General features: G+C 35.1%; 20 protein-coding genes. 8 read left to right on the top strand and 12 right to left on the bottom strand.

Annotated elements, in window-relative coordinates; translation table 11 throughout:
* Positions 1-170 precede the first annotated feature (170 nt).
* The gene (locus C8C84_RS15990; RefSeq protein ID WP_121314627.1) at positions 171-1,112 is read right to left on the bottom strand and encodes a TerC family protein; all 942 of its coding nucleotides are present in this window, start codon (positions 1,110-1,112) and stop codon (positions 171-173) included.
* Positions 1,113-1,317: 205 nt separating this feature from the next.
* On the opposite strand from C8C84_RS15990, the gene C8C84_RS15985 reads away from it, so the two are divergent.
* Positions 1,318-3,507, top strand: coding sequence for a glutamine synthetase III (locus tag C8C84_RS15985; RefSeq protein WP_121314625.1), 2,190 nt, complete (start codon positions 1,318-1,320; stop codon positions 3,505-3,507).
* A gap of 60 nt (positions 3,508-3,567) precedes the next feature.
* On the opposite strand, the gene C8C84_RS15980 is transcribed toward C8C84_RS15985, so the two are convergent.
* Together C8C84_RS15980 and C8C84_RS15975 are read right to left on the bottom strand one after the other, a co-directional pair.
* On the bottom strand, positions 3,568-4,671 hold the full coding sequence (locus C8C84_RS15980) for a hypothetical protein (protein WP_121314624.1): 1,104 nt from the start codon (positions 4,669-4,671) through the stop codon (positions 3,568-3,570).
* Between the two features lie 14 nt (positions 4,672-4,685).
* Positions 4,686-5,138, bottom strand: a complete 453-nt coding sequence (locus tag C8C84_RS15975) for a T9SS type A sorting domain-containing protein (protein ID WP_158592588.1) — start codon at positions 5,136-5,138, stop codon at positions 4,686-4,688.
* A gap of 112 nt (positions 5,139-5,250) precedes the next feature.
* Between C8C84_RS15975 and C8C84_RS15970 the strand changes: the two genes are divergently transcribed.
* The 4 genes from C8C84_RS15970 to C8C84_RS15955 all read left to right on the top strand — a co-directional run bounded on the left by C8C84_RS15970 (position 5,251) and on the right by C8C84_RS15955 (position 9,029).
* Complete coding sequence (locus C8C84_RS15970) at positions 5,251-6,171, top strand: OmpA family protein (RefSeq protein WP_199717188.1); 921 nt, start codon at positions 5,251-5,253, stop codon at positions 6,169-6,171.
* Between the two features lies 1 nt (position 6,172).
* Complete coding sequence (locus tag C8C84_RS15965; RefSeq protein WP_121314619.1) at positions 6,173-7,003, top strand: OmpA family protein; 831 nt, start codon at positions 6,173-6,175, stop codon at positions 7,001-7,003.
* Positions 7,003-7,773, top strand: a complete 771-nt coding sequence (locus C8C84_RS15960) for an OmpA family protein (RefSeq protein WP_121314617.1) — start codon at positions 7,003-7,005, stop codon at positions 7,771-7,773. Before C8C84_RS15965 ends, C8C84_RS15960 begins: the two co-directional genes overlap by 1 nt.
* A gap of 77 nt (positions 7,774-7,850) precedes the next feature.
* Complete coding sequence (locus C8C84_RS15955; protein ID WP_121314615.1) at positions 7,851-9,029, top strand: AIR synthase related protein; 1,179 nt, start codon at positions 7,851-7,853, stop codon at positions 9,027-9,029.
* An 8-nt stretch (positions 9,030-9,037) separates the two neighbouring features.
* Here the strand turns inward: C8C84_RS15955 and C8C84_RS15950 are convergent, their stop codons facing one another.
* The gene (locus tag C8C84_RS15950; RefSeq protein ID WP_121314613.1) at positions 9,038-9,415 is read right to left on the bottom strand and encodes a PH domain-containing protein; all 378 of its coding nucleotides are present in this window, start codon (positions 9,413-9,415) and stop codon (positions 9,038-9,040) included.
* 145 nt (positions 9,416-9,560) lie between these two features.
* Between C8C84_RS15950 and C8C84_RS15945 the strand changes: the two genes are divergently transcribed.
* Complete coding sequence (locus C8C84_RS15945; protein ID WP_121314612.1) at positions 9,561-9,989, top strand: hypothetical protein; 429 nt, start codon at positions 9,561-9,563, stop codon at positions 9,987-9,989.
* Positions 9,990-10,036: 47 nt separating this feature from the next.
* Here C8C84_RS15945 and C8C84_RS15940 read toward each other — a convergent pair whose 3' ends face one another.
* The 8 genes from C8C84_RS15940 to C8C84_RS15905 form a co-directional block, all read right to left on the bottom strand.
* A complete protein-coding gene (locus C8C84_RS15940; RefSeq protein WP_121314610.1) occupies positions 10,037-10,312 on the bottom strand; it encodes an ATP-dependent Clp protease adaptor ClpS in 276 nt (91 codons plus the stop codon).
* A gap of 37 nt (positions 10,313-10,349) precedes the next feature.
* Entirely contained in the window at positions 10,350-11,183 is an 834-nt protein-coding gene (gene prmA, locus C8C84_RS15935) for a 50S ribosomal protein L11 methyltransferase (RefSeq protein ID WP_121314608.1), read from the bottom strand.
* Positions 11,184-11,247: 64 nt separating this feature from the next.
* Positions 11,248-11,718, bottom strand: a complete 471-nt coding sequence (locus tag C8C84_RS15930; protein ID WP_147406880.1) for a hypothetical protein — start codon at positions 11,716-11,718, stop codon at positions 11,248-11,250.
* 154 nt (positions 11,719-11,872) lie between these two features.
* Entirely contained in the window at positions 11,873-12,625 is a 753-nt protein-coding gene (gene tpiA / locus C8C84_RS15925) for a triose-phosphate isomerase (protein WP_121314604.1), read from the bottom strand.
* Positions 12,625-13,128 (bottom strand): TlpA disulfide reductase family protein, encoded by a 504-nt coding sequence (locus tag C8C84_RS15920; protein ID WP_121314603.1) that lies wholly within the window; start codon positions 13,126-13,128, stop codon positions 12,625-12,627. The genes tpiA and C8C84_RS15920 overlap by 1 nt, the downstream gene beginning before the upstream one ends.
* A gap of 61 nt (positions 13,129-13,189) precedes the next feature.
* Complete coding sequence (locus C8C84_RS15915; RefSeq protein ID WP_147406879.1) at positions 13,190-13,507, bottom strand: hypothetical protein; 318 nt, start codon at positions 13,505-13,507, stop codon at positions 13,190-13,192.
* A gap of 54 nt (positions 13,508-13,561) precedes the next feature.
* Complete coding sequence (locus C8C84_RS15910; RefSeq protein WP_121314600.1) at positions 13,562-14,650, bottom strand: MauE/DoxX family redox-associated membrane protein; 1,089 nt, start codon at positions 14,648-14,650, stop codon at positions 13,562-13,564.
* Positions 14,651-14,691: 41 nt separating this feature from the next.
* Complete coding sequence (locus C8C84_RS15905) at positions 14,692-15,234, bottom strand: DUF1599 domain-containing protein (RefSeq protein WP_121314598.1); 543 nt, start codon at positions 15,232-15,234, stop codon at positions 14,692-14,694.
* 91 nt (positions 15,235-15,325) lie between these two features.
* Here C8C84_RS15905 and folP point away from each other — a divergent pair, with 91 nt between their 5' ends.
* Positions 15,326-16,150: a dihydropteroate synthase gene (folP, locus tag C8C84_RS15900; protein ID WP_121315097.1), complete on the top strand. Its 825-nt coding sequence runs from the start codon at positions 15,326-15,328 to the stop codon at positions 16,148-16,150.
* Between the two features lie 142 nt (positions 16,151-16,292).
* Positions 16,293-18,512 carry a T9SS type A sorting domain-containing protein gene (locus C8C84_RS15895; protein ID WP_121314596.1) on the top strand — a complete coding sequence of 740 codons (2,220 nt, stop codon included), beginning with the start codon at positions 16,293-16,295 and terminating at the stop codon, positions 18,510-18,512.
* Positions 18,513-18,516 lie beyond the last annotated feature (4 nt).

Raw genomic sequence — 18,516 nt, 5'->3', positions numbered from 1 at the left:
TAAAGTCTTTGGTTTTTTTGCAAGATTATTGTTTAAACTGAATAACAATTTCTTTAGTCATTATACTGCTTTTTTGAAAAATTGAGAGAATAATAAAAACAAGCCCAATCAGAATTATTTGATTGGGCTTGTTTTTTACAATTTAATCGATTTTCATCTTAAAATGATTATTATTTAGCTTTGCTCTTTTGAATAGAAATGATAATGCCAGCAAATAAAGAAAGGGCAATAAATCCTAATGAAACCCATTCCGGGAATTTAAAATAATGAACAATCAGCATCTTAATCCCAACAAAAGTTAAAATAGCAATCAAACTGTACTCCAGATAACTGAATTTTTCTAACATGTTAGCCAAAAAGAAATACATAGAACGCAACCCAAGAATAGCAAAAATATTAGAGCTAAATACTAAAAACGGATCTGAAGTAATAGCTAAAATTGCCGGAACACTATCCAAAGCAAACAGCATATCCATTACTTCAATTACGATTAAAGCAACAAAAAGAGGCGTGGCAGCAGTAATGTGTCTTCTCTTTACAAAAAAGTGTTCTCCTTCAGCGTGACTTGTTATTGGAATTATTTTACGCAAGTTTCGGTAAACAAAAGATTTCTTAGGGTTAAATTCTTCTTCATCGCCCTTAAACAGCATCTTTACTGCTGTAAAGATTAAGAAAGCACCAAACAGGTATGTCATCCAACTGAATTTGTTAATCAAAATTACACCAAAGAAAATCATCAATCCTCTGAAAACAATAGCGCCAAGGATACCCCAAAATAAAACCCTGTGCTGGTATTTTTGAGGAATTTTAAATGAAGCAAAGATTACGGCAATCACAAAAATATTATCAACACTCAGCGATAATTCTATAAGATAACCAGTGATAAATTTCATTGTTGCTACTGCCGGTGCTATACCGGTTGGATTTGCTATAAGTTCATTTTTATATATCCATCCTATAACAAAACTAAAAATAAAGGATAGTGAAACCCAAACTCCAGTCCAAATTCCTGCCTCTTTTGGCTTGATGATATGTGGGTTTTTGTTGAAAACACCCAAATCAAGGGCGAGAAATAGAAAAATTAAGGCCAGAAAAATAATCCAAACTGTCATGACGTTCTCTTTTAGTTGATACAAATATAGTGGTTTGAGTTATTTGAATGCAATTATTAACGATTAGACAACAAAAGTTTTAAACAATCATTTTTTAATAATTTAATAAATTAACCCCTAAAAAAACAGGGTCTGTTTATTTTAAAATAAAAATATTGCTATATTTGCATCAAATTAATAGGGTGTAACTTAAAAAATAAACTTTATGTCAACTTTACGTTTTCAAGCATTAAAAGATGCATCAGGTAGAAAACCTGTAAAATTTGAAGAAGCGGATAGAAAATCAGCCATTTTCGGTGCCAATGTGTTTAATGATAAAGCAATGAAGCAATATTTGACTTCAGATGCTTATAAAGGAGTGAAAGATGCAGTACAGCACGGAACTAAAATTGACAGAAAACTTGCTGATTATATCGCAATGGGAATGAAAGAATGGGCTTTGTCTAAAGGCGTAACTCATTATACTCACTGGTTCCAACCCTTAACAGGAACTACCGCTGAAAAGCACGATGCCTTTTTTGAAACTTCTTACGATGGGTCAGATCCGGTTGAAAAATTTGGTGGCGGTCAATTGGTACAACAGGAACCGGATGCTTCTTCTTTCCCTAATGGTGGAATCAGAAATACATTTGAAGCCCGTGGCTATACTGCTTGGGATCCAACTTCTCCGGCATTTATTTTCGGAACTACTTTGTGTATTCCCACAGTATTTATCTCTTATACCGGTGAAGCTTTAGATTATAAAACACCTTTATTACGTGCTTTAAATGCCGTGGATGAAGCGGCAACTGAAGTATGTAAATATTTCGATAAAAACGTAAAAAAAGTAACGGCCACTTTGGGTTGGGAACAAGAATATTTCTTAGTGGATAGTTCATTAGCGAACTCAAGACCTGACTTATTATTGACGGGAAGAACTTTGCTTGGACATACTTCTGCCAAAGGACAACAATTAGACGATCATTACTTCGGGTCAATTCCTTCTCGCGCTTTGAATTACATGAGAGAATTAGAAGAAGAATGCATGTACTTAGGTATTCCGGTAAAAACGCGTCACAACGAAGTAGCGCCAAACCAATTCGAATTAGCACCAATTTTTGAAGAAACAAACCTAGCCGTTGACCACAATTCATTGTTAATGGATGTAATGTCAAAAGTAGGTGAGCGTCATGATTTCAAAATATTGTTCCATGAAAAACCTTTTAAAGGTGTAAACGGTTCTGGAAAACACAACAACTGGTCATTGGCTACAGATACCGGAGTAAATTTATTATCTCCGGGTAAAACACCGATGAGTAACTTACAATTCTTATCTTTCTTTATCAATACCATTAAAGCGGTAAATGAATACGAAGAATTACTTCGTGCAGCCATCGCAACAGCCAGTAATGACCACAGATTAGGTGCCAACGAAGCGCCACCGGCAATCATTTCGGTTTTCATTGGGCAACAATTGACTAAAGTTTTAGAGGAATTAGAAGGTGTAACCAAAGGAAAATTATCTCCTGAAGAAAAAACCGATTTGAAATTAAACGTCGTGGGTAAAATTCCGGATGTATTATTGGACAACACCGACAGAAACAGAACTTCTCCGTTTGCCTTCACAGGAAATAAATTTGAATTCCGTGCTGTTGGCTCTTCTGCCAATTGTGCTAATGCGATGACGACTTTGAATTCTATCGTGGCCAAACAATTGAAAGATTTCAAAAAAGAAGTTGATGCTTTAATCGAGAAAAAAGATTTAAAGAAAGACGAAGCGATTTTCAACGTCTTAAGAGAATACATCAAAGAAACTAAAAACATCCTTTTTGAAGGTGATGGTTACAGCGAAGCTTGGGAAAAAGAAGCTAAAAAACGCGGCTTGAGTAATCACAAAACTACTCCTCTAGCGTTGAAAGCTAAAGTCTCTAAAAAAGCACTAGACTTATTTGAAGATTTGAATGTAATGAACCACATTGAAGTGGAAGCGCGCTACGAAATAGAATTGGAAGAATACACTAAGAAAATCCAAATCGAGGGTAGAGTTTTAGGCGATATTGCTCGCAATCATGTGATTCCAACAGCGATTCGTTACCAAAATACTTTAATCGAAAACGTACGCGGATTAAAAGAAATTTTCGGCAAAGACTTTGAGAAAATTGCCAAAGAACAAATCTCTTTAATCAAAGAAATTTCAGCTCATATTGAAGGCATCAATACTAATGTAGAAGCCATGACCGAAGCCCGTAAAAAAGCGAACGCTTTAACCGATGCACAAAAAATGGCCGAAGCTTACTGCGACAAAGTAAAACCATACTTCGAAGTAATTAGAGAACATTGTGATAAATTAGAGTTGTTAGTAGACGATGAAATTTGGACCTTAACTAAATACAGAGAGTTATTGTTTACAAGATAATTTTGATATCAAACCAAAAAAAAACCGCTCATTGAGCGGTTTTTTTAATTTAAAGTACAATTATATTTGAGTAATCGTGTAAGAAGCAGAACCGTTAAAGTTAATGATTAAATCAACTCTATAATTCTTAGGTGTTGTAGTTGCGGTTGTAAAAGATATTGCTGGTCCGTTAAAATCAATAGTGCCATCAGACAAGAAATCACCAAATATTCCACAGCTTGATGCTCCTGAAGTATTAGGTATATTAAATAAAAACTGATTATTGCTGGTAGTAATTCCATTAACAATAAACGAAAAAGTATTTGTTGAAGTATTGTAGGTTGGGTTAATACCTGAGCAAGTCGCTTGAATAATTAATTCAGGAGCAAAAGATTGTAATCCAAATTGCATCGGATTATCTGCATAATGATCAATTGTTATATAATAAAAACCGTTTGAAGTAACTGAGTAAGCGCTGTCACCAACAGTCACTTCTTGCGAAGCATTTAATCCATAGACTGTTGCGCTTGTATTATTATCGGCTAAAAATTTTAACTGACCACCGGATGTTAAGTATTTATATCCATAAAAAGTAGTTCCGTTATTGTTGAATAACAATGAAGTGCTTGGATTAAAAGTATTAAAAGTTCCATACAAATACAATTGACTTGGATTAGATCCGGTTGTGTTGGAAGTTGGTAGAGATAAATTTCCACTATTGTCAACTGTCAATTGATAAGGTGTTCCATTAGGTGAAACCAATGTAATTCCTTCACCCGGTGAAGTTACTAAACTGTCAGCCGCCATTGCATAAGGTACAGAAAGCAATTGTGTTGTTCCAACCAAAACATAAGTCGTTCCGCCGGTAACGTCCATTTCTACTTTTAAGAATTTGGAATTGGTTCCCCAGTTGATGGTATTGAAAGTTCCCGAAACCACTGTTCCTTGGCCAATGGTTAAGTTAAACAAACCTTGTGCAGTAGTAGTTTTTAATTGTGTCTCTGAATATAAAATTGTTCCTGTTGCAGTTTGGTCTAAGATAGACAATTTAACTCTTACGTTAGAACTTGCAACTGGATTTCCTGAACCGTTCAATGCAATAGCTTGATAAGAAATGCCTTGTGGTACTTGCGCAAAAGTTAAAAAAGAAATAAAAAGGGCTGATAATAGTAATAGTTTTTTCATGATTAATTTTGTTCTTATCGTTTGATTATTTTAAAGGATTTTATTTTTTTATTATTGAACTGAATCAAATAAACTCCGGCTTGCAATTCTGTTAAATCTAAAGAATTGTTTGTGCCAATTTGTTTTTTTGAAATCAATTGCCCCGATAAATTATAAATCGACACTTTCTCATTCAAAAGATCAGTGTCGGTTTTAAAGGAAACTGAAGCTGTCGTTGGATTTGGAAAAACAGTAATTTTTCCGCCGAGTTCCAATTGCGGTACTTCAAGCGTTTGTTGGGTTTGTGCCAATAGGCCTATGATGCCACTATTGGATTGGTTTTGATTTTGTGGTACGACTACTATTTCACCTACTGAAATTGTGGAACCCGGAGTGATAAGACTTCCGGAATTCACTGATTGAACTACTGATTGTGAGTTTCCGGAAAAACCCAGCATTAGGAGTGCGAGTAAAAATAATTGTTTCATAATTAAAAAGTTTGACGGCAAATGTAAATAATAATTTTTACGCATAAGATGATATTTTCTGTTTCACCATACTATTTTTACGTAACTTTCGTTATAATAATAAACCTAACCAATGGTGCGCAAAATATTTACTGTATTGATTCTGTTTATGACTGCTAATGCATTGGCACAAGAACAATTTTCTGTTTTTTTTGAGAGCAACAAATTCGAATTGAATAAAAAAGAACAGAATAAAATAAACCAATGGATTTTGTCCAACAATAATAATAAAATAGTCGCCATTCACGGCTTTACAGATGAAGACGGTACAACGGATTCCAATGATACTTTAGCCCAAAAACGAGTCAATTTCATTTTTCAAATAGTCAAAGACCAAATCAAAATCCGCGAAGATTTTAAAACCATAAGTTTTGGAGAAAGCTTTAAGCAATCTGAAGTTAAAGCCGAAAACAGAAAGGTTACCATTTATTATATACTTGAAAAAGACATTCCGCGCGAAAACGAAATCCTCGGAATCAAACCGGAAGTAGCTATTGAAGCATTACCAAACCGAGGCGTAGCCGAATCGAGCGAAGCTAAACCCGAAATAGAATATCCTGAAAAATTAGTATTCGAAAATCCAAACGGAACCAAATCAGAATTCAAGCTTGATAGAGAATTTATGAAGAAAGTGGGCAATGCCAAAACCGGCGAAAAATTGACCATTGAAAACCTTAATTTTATCATCAACACCTTTGCCGTAGTCAACGAATCTCGTGGAAAACTTTACGAACTCTTATTGGTATTGCAAAGTAATCCCGATTTAAGAATTGAAATCCAAGGTCATTTGTGTTGTATGCCGGTCGATCGAACTGACTTGTCAACTCAAAGGGCCAAAGCAATATACAATTTCTTAATCAAAAACGATGTCTATCGCGCCCGATTGTCCTATAAAGGTTTCGGAAGCACGCAACCGATTTATCCTATACCGGAAAAAAACGAAGCGGAAAGAGCTGCCAATCGTAGGGTTGAAATTTTAATTGTAGAGAATTAGCATGAAGAAAATTTATATTATTTTATTATTCTTGCCTTTTTTTGGATTCTCTCAACAGTCGTTTGAAGTGTTCTTTGATTTTAATGCTGCTGTCCCAAATCAAGCCTCATTAACTAAATTGAACCAATGGATAAAGGCAAATAAGTCAGCAGAAATCACAAAGGTTTTGGGCTATTGTGATAGTGTCGATGACAGTCAATACAATATAGATTTAGCGGTAAGGAGAATTAATTCTGTTTTGGACTTACTTAAAAAAGATACAATAAAAATTAGTGATAAAGTAGAGTTAAAGCCCTTTGGGAAAGATTTTAAACTTTCAAAAAATCAAGAAGAAAATAGAAAAGTAAAACTCTTTTTCATTCTAAAAGAAGAGAAAAAGATAAATCCAACAAATGAAGAAGAGGAGATCTCGTTTAGTTCACTTTCTGAATTGGTAGCCAAAGAGAAATCTGAATTGGCACAAAAGTTTGAAAAAGCCAAAAAAGGAGATTTGATTCGGATAAATAACATCAATTTTCACTTTAATTCTGAAAAAATGATGGACCAGTCTGAACCGCTTTTACTCGAATTATTACAAATTTTATACGATAACCCAAAGTTGAGAATCGCCATACACGGTCATATTTGCTGCAATCCAAACGGAATGGACACTAAATTGTCTTATCGAAGAGCCTTAGTTATTTTTAAGTATTTGACCAAGTTTGAGATAGAAGTAAACCGTTTGTCTTATAAAGGTTTTGGTAGCAATGATCCGATTTATAAAGTACCGGAGCGAAACGAAGCCGAACGCAAAGCCAATCGCAGGGTCGAAATTTTAATCGTAGATAAATAATGAGATTTAAAATATTCATATTGCTATTTTTGTTTTCTCTAAATTGTTTAGCACAAAAGCAGTTTGAAGTTTTTTTTGATTTCAATAAAGACTTTCCAAATCAAAGCTCGATCCTAACATTAAACGAATGGATTGCCAATAATAAAGAGATAGAAATTACCAGATTACTAGGTTTTTGTGACAGCATTGATACTAAGGATTACAATAAGCATTTAGCCGAAAGGCGTATCGCCAACGTTCGTGATTTATTGGAGAAAAGTGGTTTGAAATTCAGCAAAGGATTAGAAAAAATTGCCTTTGGTAAAGAATTTAAACAATCCAAAATCCAAGCTGAAAATAGAAGAGTAACTATTTTTTATACAGAAACTGAGTTAAAACCCATCGAAAGTGAACTCACCAAACAAATCAGAAATTCAAAAGTAGGCGAAACCATTAAATTGCCCAATATTTATTTTTTCAATAATTCTGCTCGTGTTGTTCCCGGTTCAGAAACAACACTCTATGATGTGCTTTGCGCATTAGAAGAAAATCCCAAACTTAAAATTGAAATTCAAGGACATATCTGTTGTCAATCAAAAGTTGATGTTGGAGACGTTTCTACCGCACGCGCTAAAGCCATTTATAATTATTTATTGCGAAATAAAATTGATAGAAAAAGGATGTCTTATAAAGGTTTTGGCGTTTCAAAACCTATCCATAAAATCCCGGAACGCAATGAAACAGAAGCCAACGAAAACCGTCGCGTAGAAATTTTAATCGTGGAAAACTAAGTTCAAAAATCTGCGTTCTGTCTTCAAAAATCTGCAATCTTTAGTTATCTTTGCGCCACAACAACACACACTACAAAATGAGCTCTGATAACAGTCAACGCTACAATCTACGTGGAGTTTCGGCTTCCAAAGAAGATGTGCACAACGCCATCAAAAACATCGATAAAGGATTATTCCCAAAAGCTTTTTGCAAAATTGTGCCTGATTATTTAACCAATGACGAAAATTATTGTTTGATTATGCATGCTGATGGCGCCGGAACCAAATCGTCTTTGGCCTATATGTATTGGAAAGAAACCGGCGATATCTCGGTGTGGAAAGGCATTGCACAAGATGCGTTGATTATGAATATTGACGATTTACTGTGTGTTGGAGCAACCGATAATATTTTGTTGTCTTCTACTATCGGAAGAAACAAAAATCTCATTCCGGCGGAAGTGATTTCTGCAATCATCAACGGAACTGAAGAACTAATAGCCGAGTTGAAAACCTTTGGCGTAACCATTCATTCTACCGGTGGCGAAACTGCCGATGTTGGTGATTTGGTGCGAACTATCATTGTAGATTCTACGGTTACGGCTCGAATGAAACGTAGTGATGTTATTGATAATGCCAATATTCAACCAGGCGATGTCATTGTTGGTTTGGCTTCTTTCGGTCAGGCCAAATATGAAAAAAGTTATAACGGCGGCATGGGAAGCAATGGCTTGACTTCGGCTCGTCATGATGTTTTTGCCAAATATTTAGCCGAGAAATATCCGGAAAGCTTTGACGCAGCAGTTCCAAATGAATTAGTCTATTCCGGAAGCACCAAATTAACAGATTCAGTTGAAGATTCTCCAATTGACGCAGGAAAATTAGTGTTGTCACCAACTAGAACTTATGCTCCGATTATCAAATCGATTTTAGATAAATATACGCCAAACGAAATTCACGGCATGGTGCATTGTTCCGGTGGTGCACAAACTAAAGTGTTGCATTTTGTAGATGATGTTCATGTTATTAAAGACAATTTATTTCCGGTACCACCATTATTCAAACTCATACAAGAAAACTCCAAAACCGATTGGAAAGAAATGTACCAAGTCTTTAATTGTGGTCACCGAATGGAATTGTACGTGCCACAAGCAATTGCACAAGACATTATTGCCATCTCAGAATCTTTCGGTGTAGCGGCACAAATTGTCGGTAGCGTAGAAGCTTCTGCAACCAAAAAACTCACTATTGAAAGTGAGTTTGGTAGGTTTGAATATTAGATAATTTTTTACAATACGTAATACGCGAGTACCTTTTGAACTTCGTAAACATTAACCGATTTGGTAAACTGTTTCGTAATGCTGGGATTTTGTTCGCTGGAAACCCAAATCTTCAATTCCGCTTCTAGGTCAAAAGTACCCGCAGTTTCCACACTAAAGCGGCTAATGGCTTTGTACGCTATCGATTTGTATTCGATTTTACTTCCTGTGATGCCTTGTTTTTCGACTAAAATTAACCGTTTGTTGGTAAAAATAAACACATCTCGAATGAGTTTGAAACCCATTTCTATAGTTTCATTATCGATTAATAACTGACCGTATTGTTTGATTAAATCTTCCTGGCTGGCTTGCCCGGCATTGCCCATTAGTGCAGAAAATAGTCCCATAGCTTTTTTTATATTTTGAATGTAAAAATAGCAAATTGGTTTTCAACAACCCGAAAAACTTTGCGACCTTTGTCAAATAGTCGCTTAGGATTCTCTAAAGTTTGGCTGTCAACTCATAACTCATAAATTATAATTCGTAATTCAAATGATAATCAATCCAAAAAACGGCGTAGACCAATTGTTATTCGGCATGAAGCAAAATCACGTAGAAGCTATTTATGGTAAGCCATCAAAACAATTCAAAGACGATGACGATAATGTGATTTATCTGTATAATGATAAAAAGTTCCGTTTAACATTCTATGAAGATGAAGCCTTTCGTTTAGGATATATCATTACTTCAAATATGGAAGCGACGTTATTAGGTAAAGCTGTTATCGGTAAAAATGTTGCCGAAATCAAAAATGATTTGCCATTCAAAACTTGGGAAGTCGAAGATTTTGATTCCACCGAAAACCACTTTAACGAAAGCAATTGGTTAATTCTGCAATCAGAATATGGTGCTATAATTCGAGTAGAAGTTGGCGCTATTATAAAAGATACTGACGAGTTTGACTGGAAATTTAAAGGGTAAAATTAACCGCAAAGTTCACAAAGAAGGCGCGAAGGATAAAGTAAAAACTAAATAATTTCCGCACTTAAACCGGCTTCTAACAACTGCGTACATTGGGGTTTCAGTTCATCATAATGACCTGTTTTTACCGTGCATTTTCCTTTATAATGAACTAAAATAGCACATTGTTCCGCTTGCTCCGCACTGTGTTGGCAAACACGAATTAGCGTATCAATTACATGGTCAAAGGTATTGACATCGTCGTTATACAATACGATTTCGTTGTTAACTCCAACTTGCTCTTCGACTAAAACGTCTTCTTGTACTTTTTCTATAGTGCTCATTTTCATTTCGTTTTACAAAGTGTAAAATTTTCTATTGCTAATTGATGTATTTTAGGGAAACCCAATTGTTTCGCTCAAATTTTTTCACATAAGTCAAACCTTTCTCCGTGCAGGAAGCATCAATAAAAGGAATGTCTTCGGTGTAAAATCCGCTTAATAATAGAATGCCGTTTTTGTTCAAACAATTTACATATTGTTGCATATCGTTCAATAAGATATTGCGGTTGATGTTGGCAATAATTAAATCGTATTTTTTGTCTTTTAATAATTCGGCGTCACCTTCGTAAACAGTGATTTCGTGACAATTATTGCGTTCCGCATTTTCAATAGAATTCAAATAACACCAATTGTCAATATCAATCGCATCTATAGGTTTGGCTCCTTTCATTTCTGCCAAAATAGCTAAAATAGCGGTACCGCAACCCATGTCTAATGTTTTCATATTAGTCACATCAGTTTCCAATAAATGCTGAATCATCATGTGTGTAGTTTCGTGATGACCGGTTCCAAAGCTCATTTTTGGTTCGATGATAATGTCAAATTCAGCATCGGTTTTTGGGTGAAATGGTGCGCGAACATGGCATTTTCCGTCTACATCAATCGGTTCAAAATTCTTTTCCCATTCTTCATTCCAATTCACTTGGTCGATTTCTTCTATAGTATAAGAAATAGAAAATTCGGGAGAAGTTAATAGGTAAATGTCATTTAGAATGTCTTCAGTCCAAAGGTCTTTTTGAATGTAAGCACTAAAACCATTGTCGGTTTCAATGAAGCTTTCAAACGGTTTTTCTCCCAATTCTGCAATGAGAATTTCAGAACCTAGTTCTTTGGGTTCAACCGAAAAATGATACCCTAAATATATATTTGACATGGACTATTTTTTTGCAAAGGTAACAATCGAAAGAGTTACTAAAAAGTGTTTTGCAAAAAGAAATTTAATCTGCTTTTACAATAGTGGTTTTCAAACTGGCATTTGGAAGTTCATCCGGAGCAACTGTGAATATCATCAATCTTTTGTAGCGTTTGTTATCACCATCATACAAATAAGTCATAGTGTTGTCTTTTGGATTATAAGTCAGCTTGGCACGCATGAATTTAGATTGTAACGACCAAGAACCTTCATTATCAGAATCTTTAGTGAAGTTATAGATTGAACCATGATGTAATCTGGTTTGCCCATTGTCAATCATGCTGATGATGACATAACCATTGGATTTGGAACCAATTTCTCTGATATCAATCACCGAATGTTCATACTCGGTTTCAATTAATTCATACTTTTCAAAATCTGTACTCCATACATAGTATTTTCTTGAATCCGATTGAAAACGTTTTTGCGTATCGGTTTGTGCTTGTAAGTGGGTTAAGCTTACAAAAAGGAAGAATAAAATAAATTTTGCTTTCATTACTAACTTTATTTGATTTGTGACAGCCGTAAAAGTATAAATAATAATCGATAAAAAGCAAATAAAATCGATGAAATACATTAAATTAATTTTAAATATAAAAAAAACCTTTCAAATAAATGAAAGGCTTCTGATTTTAGAATTATATTTAAACTTAAATCGCGTTTGCAATGGCCGCAAAATCAGACGCTTTTAAAGCGGCACCACCAATCAATCCGCCGTCCACATCCGGTTTTGAGAAAATTTCTTTGGCATTTTCAGGTTTTACGCTTCCGCCGTATAAAATGGAAACATCTTCCGCAATGTCGCTTCCGAATCTTTTGCGAACAGTTTCTCTAATAAATTCGTGCATTTCTTGTGCTTGTTCCGGTGAAGCAGTTTCACCTGTTCCAATAGCCCAAACCGGTTCATACGCCAAAATAATTTGTTCCCAATCTTTGTTTTCTATATGGAATAAGCCATCACGCAGTTGGTTTTCTACTACATTGAAATGTTGGTTGTTTTGTCTGTCTTTTAATTCTTCGCCGAAGCAAAAAATGACTGTCATATCATGTTTTAATGCTGTTGTTACTTTTTGTGCTAAAAGTGTATCGGTTTCATGAAAATAGGCGCGACGTTCAGAATGACCCAGAATAACGATATTTACACCTATGCTTTTCAACATGTCGGCAGAGATTTCACCGGTATAAGCACCGCTTTCGTTTTGATGCATATTTTGCGCGGCTACACCAATATTGGTAAATTCTAAATGATCAACTGCAGACGCAAGGTTGACAAAAGTTGGGGCAACTATGATTTGTGCTTCAATATCATTGGGTAATTTATCAATCAATTCGTTTAATAAATCTTCTGTTTCTTCGGCATTCTTGTGCATTTTCCAATTACCGGCAACAATCTTTTGTCTCATTATTGTAAAGTTTTTAAAGTAGCGTTAATTTGTTCAAAATCAGTTTCTATGGCTCTGTAGGTAACAATTTTACCGTTTTTGTCTAAGATGATATATCTCGGAATCCAATCTAAATCAATAGATTTTCCAAATTCTCCTTTCATCATTTTAGGGTCATTTACCCAATATTGTTTTCCTGTTAATTCGTGTTTTTCAATACCGGCTTTCCATTTGTCAAAGGCTTTATCCATAGAAATGAATACATAATCCACCTTTGGGTTATTCGCTTGCATCTCTTTTACTTTCGGCATTGCTTTGACACAATCACTACACCATGATGCCCATATTTCAATTACGGTTACTTTCCCTTTTTGATTTTTAAGAACCGTTTCAAAAGAAACTTCAGTGCTGTCTGTGGTAGTTAATTTTTTGTCCAAACTCTCTTTGTTAAATTCGGTTTTCTGTGCATTAGAACAACCAAAACCTATGATGGCCAACATAAAACTTAAAGCAATTTTTTTCATTTTCTTTTTTGTATAAAGATAAGTAATCCGAATTTTTCGAATTCCTAAAATTTCTATAATTCTATTCCGGAGTTTTAGATTTTTTTTTTCGTTGGGAATCTTTTAGATAAAATAATCTGTGTTTTTTTCTTTTTCGCTCCCTTCTTTCCGCTTTCTTTTTACTGTCATACATGTATTTTAAAATCAGTACAACGCCAAGTATTGATAAAAAAGTTAATGTGCTGCCTATAAGTATGTAAATGGTATTTCCCAATGGAGGATCTTCCATGGTAGAAATGTGATTCAAAATGAAGTAACCTAGTATAAAAACAACGATACAAAGAATAATCCCAATTAGGCATCTTTCGTTGGTTCTCTTAGACATTATATAGTTGATCATAAGAAATCTATTTTTTTAACTTCTAAAAATAACAAAAAGATGTGTAAGTTGCATTTATTTTTTCAACTCTGAATAAGGTTTGCTGATTAAATTTTGGAAATCAGCAGCGTCAAATTTGTTATCACCAATTCCCCAATAGTATTTATAATCATTTCCATTCCATAAATATTTGACGCCGGGGGTGTCTTTTCCTGATCCAAGTACTTTCCAAAATGGAATTACTTCGATTATTTTATAAGGATATTCAGCTCCGGCATATTTGAAAAATGCCGGAATTAAATCAGCTTCCTCATTCATAAAAATAATCGAAATTTCAGGAAAATCTTTAGTATTCTTTCTCATTTCGGTCAATTCTTTAGCGGCATCACGACAATGATCACAGCCCGGAACAAAGAAACAAAGCGTTTTTCGGCCTTTATCAATATTCGAAAAATAATGAGCGTAACCCGATTTGTGTTTGGCAGGCTCTGTTGGTATTGCTTTTACAATTTCTTTTATTTCTGCTACTTTTTTAACCGTGTCTTTTATAATCACAGTTTTTGTAGTGTCCACAATAGTTTCCGGAATTGTATCAGTGGTTGTTTCTTCCGGAGTTGAAACCGTAAAACTGCTTTCAATAGGTTGGATTGGAGCCAGCATAAATAAAGCCAAAATAGAAGCCAAAGTAACCGTGGTCAGAAGCCAAAAATTATCATGCTTTTCATTTGACTTTGGCATAATGATAAATAGCCAAATCAGTAAAGCCATCGCAGCAACATTTTTCAGAATCGCTTCAATTGGTGTCATTGGCAACAAACTTCCAAAACAACCACAGTTTCCTGAATTCCCACCATTTTGGATCGTTTCAATCAATAAATGTGTTGTAAAAACGGCCAATAATAAAATGGTCGCCGGAATAACAATGCTTCGTAAAAAGTTCTTTTGCAAAATCAAAAAGCCTAAAGCCAATTCGATTCCAATCAACACTCTCGAAAAATAGGGAGCAAATCCTTCCGAGAATCCCATTGGGTACAATTGTTTTACTTCAAAAGTTGAAATCGCGAAGTAAGGCGAAGGATATAATTTGGCCACAGCCGAAAGTAAAAACAGGAATGAAATTACGATTCGAATTCCCCAAGCGATATTGTTTTTAGAGATTGCCATATTGGTGTTTTGTTATTGATTTAAATTTTGGAGCTTCAATTTTATTGTCCGAATTTCATCAGAATTAAAGCAAAAACCGAATAATTAATCATGTCCTGATAATTGGCATCAATGCCTTCAGAAACGATTGTTTTTCCTTGATTGTCTTCTATTTGCTTTACGCGAAGTAACTTTTGTAGGATTAAATCGGTTAGTGAACTTACACGCATTTCGCGCCAAGCTTCGCCATAATCGTGGTTTTTATTTTCCATCAACGATTTGGTCAATGCAACTTTGGCATCGTAAAGTTCAGTCGCTTTCGCTACCTCCAAATCGGGTTGTTCTACTACGCCTAAATCCAATTGAATTAAAGCCATAATCGAGTAGTTGATGATTCCGATAAATTCACCTGTTTCGTCTTCGTCTACTTTGCGAACGTCGTTTTGTTGCAAACTGCGGATGCGTTGTGCTTTGATGAATATTTGATCGGTTAAAGAAGGCAATCTCAAGATTCTCCAAGCACTACCGTAGTCTTTCATTTTGTTAATATAAAGTTGTCGGCAAATGGCGATAACCTTGTCATATTCTTGAGAAGTATTACTCATTTCAATGTATCTTTGTGTCAAATTTCCCCAAAAGTAAAGAATAAAGATTGAAGTACAAAGGACTAAATCTTAGAACTAACTTAAAATGCAAATGACCATTAACTGCCTCGGAAAACTAATCGATTTGTCTTCTCCCAAAGTCATGGGAATATTGAATGTTACACCCAATTCCTTTTTTGACGGTGGAAAATATGCCGATGAAAAAAGCCTGCTTACTCAAGTAGAAAAAATACTGACCGACGGCGCAACTTTTATCGATATCGGAGCGTATTCAAGTAAACCGAGTGCCGAATTTGTTACGGAAAATGAGGAAATAGAACGATTGATTCCCATAGTGAAATCGGTGCTGCAACATTTTCCGGAAACTTTAATTTCAGTTGATACTTTTCGTGCGAATGTCGCCAAAATCGCAATTGAAAACGGAGCGTGTATCATCAATGACATTTCCGCAGGAAGTTTAGACGAAAACATGATGCCAACCGTTGCCGAATTACAAGTGCCTTATATTATGATGCACATGAAAGGCAATCCGCAGACGATGCAAAGTTTGGCTCAATATCAAAATGTTACCAAAGAAGTATTGTTTTACTTTTCTGAAAAAGTGGCTCAGGCAAGAAGTATGGGCATCAACGATTTGATTATCGATCCGGGATTTGGCTTTGCTAAAACTTTAGAACAAAATTTTGAAGTCATGAACAACTTAGAGTTGTTTCGAATGTTGGAATTGCCAATTCTAGTTGGAGTTTCGAGAAAATCAATGATTTATAAGACGCTCGACACTTCCGCTGAGTTTGCGTTGAATGGTACGAGCGTTTTGAATACAATCGCTTTACAAAAAGGCGCTAATATTCTCCGAGTTCATGATGTAAAGGAAGCCCTTGAAAGCATCAAATTGGTACAGCATTTATCTTCTTAAGGATTTGTCATAATCTTACTTCTTTTTGTTTAAGTTGTTGTAAATGAGTTTTTTGTTTTCTCAGTTCACCTTTTGTCTACCTCCAAAACGCTTGATGTTTCGTTGATAATTCCTTATTTTGATTTTTATTTAATAACGAAACATGAAAAGCACTAAAGCGATTTTTGGGATTTTTATTTCATTCTTTTTTTTAAATCAAGCGATAAATGCGCAAAGCACTTGGCAAAAACTAACTAATTTTAATGATGCCAATGCTGCTGTTTGGATGTCAGCCGGAGCAACATTAAATTATGCCATCACTGCCGATCGATGGATTTATTACAGCGATAATCAATCTGATGTTTGGACGCCGTTTGTAAATGTTCCTGCTTTTTATGGTGTCGGAAGTATAAAAGCTTCTAAAGTTAGTAATCGCATATTTTGTCTGACTTCGTCGAGTGGAATTATTTATACAGATAATTTTGGTGCGAGTTGGCAAAGCAACAATCTGAACGGCGGTGGCGGAAATTCTGGTTTTGGGCCTTTATTATTGGCCTATGGATTGAACGATTTTACCGTTTTGGTTTCAACTATTGGTCCGGCTTCGGGAGAAATTCAGAATAACTTATTTATTTCTATCGATAATGGAAACAATTTTAGTGCGTTACCAACTCTAAACTTCTATCCGACAGGTTTTCATTTTCTGAATGATACTGAGGTTTTGTCAAACACTTCAGATGGAATTTTTAAGTCAACGAACCTCAATAATGGCGTTTGGACGTCAATTGGTTTTGCCGGTTTAGAAGTGACTGATTTGGCTGTTGATGGCTCAACTGTTTTTGCATCGGTTAAAGATTCCGGAAATGGAAAGGTTTATAAAAGTATAGATTCGGGACAAACGTGGAATGAATTGATTGGGATTCCGACCAACGCAGCGGTTTCTAAAATTGCTTATGATTCGGTTAACCAAAGGTTATTGGCTACCACTAATTCAGGTATATTGGCTTTTACCAATAACGTTTGGAGTATTATAAGCAATGTCAACAAAGCGCACGAGATTATAGTTACCGGTAACCAATCGGCACTTTTTTCTGGTATTCGCGTTAACGGAATTCATAAAGTAAATGCTGACAATCTTTCAGTTACGCCTATAAATAATGGATTGTTGATGCCAACAGATTTAATGGCGGTTTCAGCAGACAATCAGTTGTATAGCGCATCGACTTCGACTTCATTTTTATCCAAATTAAATTTAAATAATCTAACCTGGTCTTCGCAAACGTTGATGGAAAATCTTGATTTTACCCGAACAATTGCAATGGGAACAGCTAATGATGGACAATGCGTTATAGGCGGAATGCATTTTATTGCCAAAACAGCCAATGAAGGCAACAGTCTTTCGGTTATCGCCGATGATACAACGGCTCCATTGGCTCCGGTTTATAATATTTTATTTCCACAGAAAATGTTTTTAGGGAATAATGGTTCTATTTCGATGGTTCAGCATGCCGTTCAGGATAACGTGAATTATAGTCCGAATATGGGTTCGTCTTGGAATATTTTGTTCCAAAATGTTTCGGGACAGTTTCCGTCTTTTTTGAGTTTTAACAAAATTTGCTCCGGGTTTCAAAATCATTATATTTTGGGAACATCCATGCAAACTGCACAGAATATTATTGCTTTTTCGAGTAACGAAGGAAGTTCTTGGACGCAATTGCCAAGTTTGTCAAGTTCAATAAGAGACATTTTTATGGACAGGTTTGATAAATTATATGCTGTGACCAATACAGCACTTTATAGTTGGAATACCACAGATCAGACTTGGAATCAACATAATATCAATTTAGGTACGACTTCTTCTAACAAAGTAGTGGAAGTGAAATTTGATTATAATAACAAGATATATGTGCTAGTTCGAACAACTACAACTCCTTTTAGTGAAGAAGGTTTTTATATTTCAAATGCTGCAGAAACGGCTTTTACACAAGTACCGTTTACTTCGGTTGGCGGACAAGTTTTATCGTTCAAAAACCTAAGTTTCAGTGTTAATAGTATTCCAATTGCGATGTCTAATTTGGTCAATCGCGATTTTGTTCAAGAAGGTATTTACTATTTTGGGAAAGACAATTTTTTAGATATAAATACCGTTCCGGAGATTGAAAAAATAGTTGTTTATCCGAATCCGGCCAATGATATAGTGACTGTTTCCACTTTTGCCAATCAAAGTATTTCAGGTGAATTGGTCAATATGATGGGTCAAGTTTCTCCGATAAATATTGTTGATGGAAATTTTAATGTGTCAACATTCTCAAATGGTTTTTATATTTTGAGATTGACGGTTGATGGTCAATCAATAAATGTAAAACTCATAATTAGGCATTAATTTT

The organism is Flavobacterium sp. 102 (assembly GCF_003634615.1).
Taxonomy (GTDB): domain Bacteria; phylum Bacteroidota; class Bacteroidia; order Flavobacteriales; family Flavobacteriaceae; genus Flavobacterium.
The sequence above is the reverse complement of the archived record's forward strand: the minus strand, read 5'-3'. Positions and strand labels throughout refer to the sequence as shown.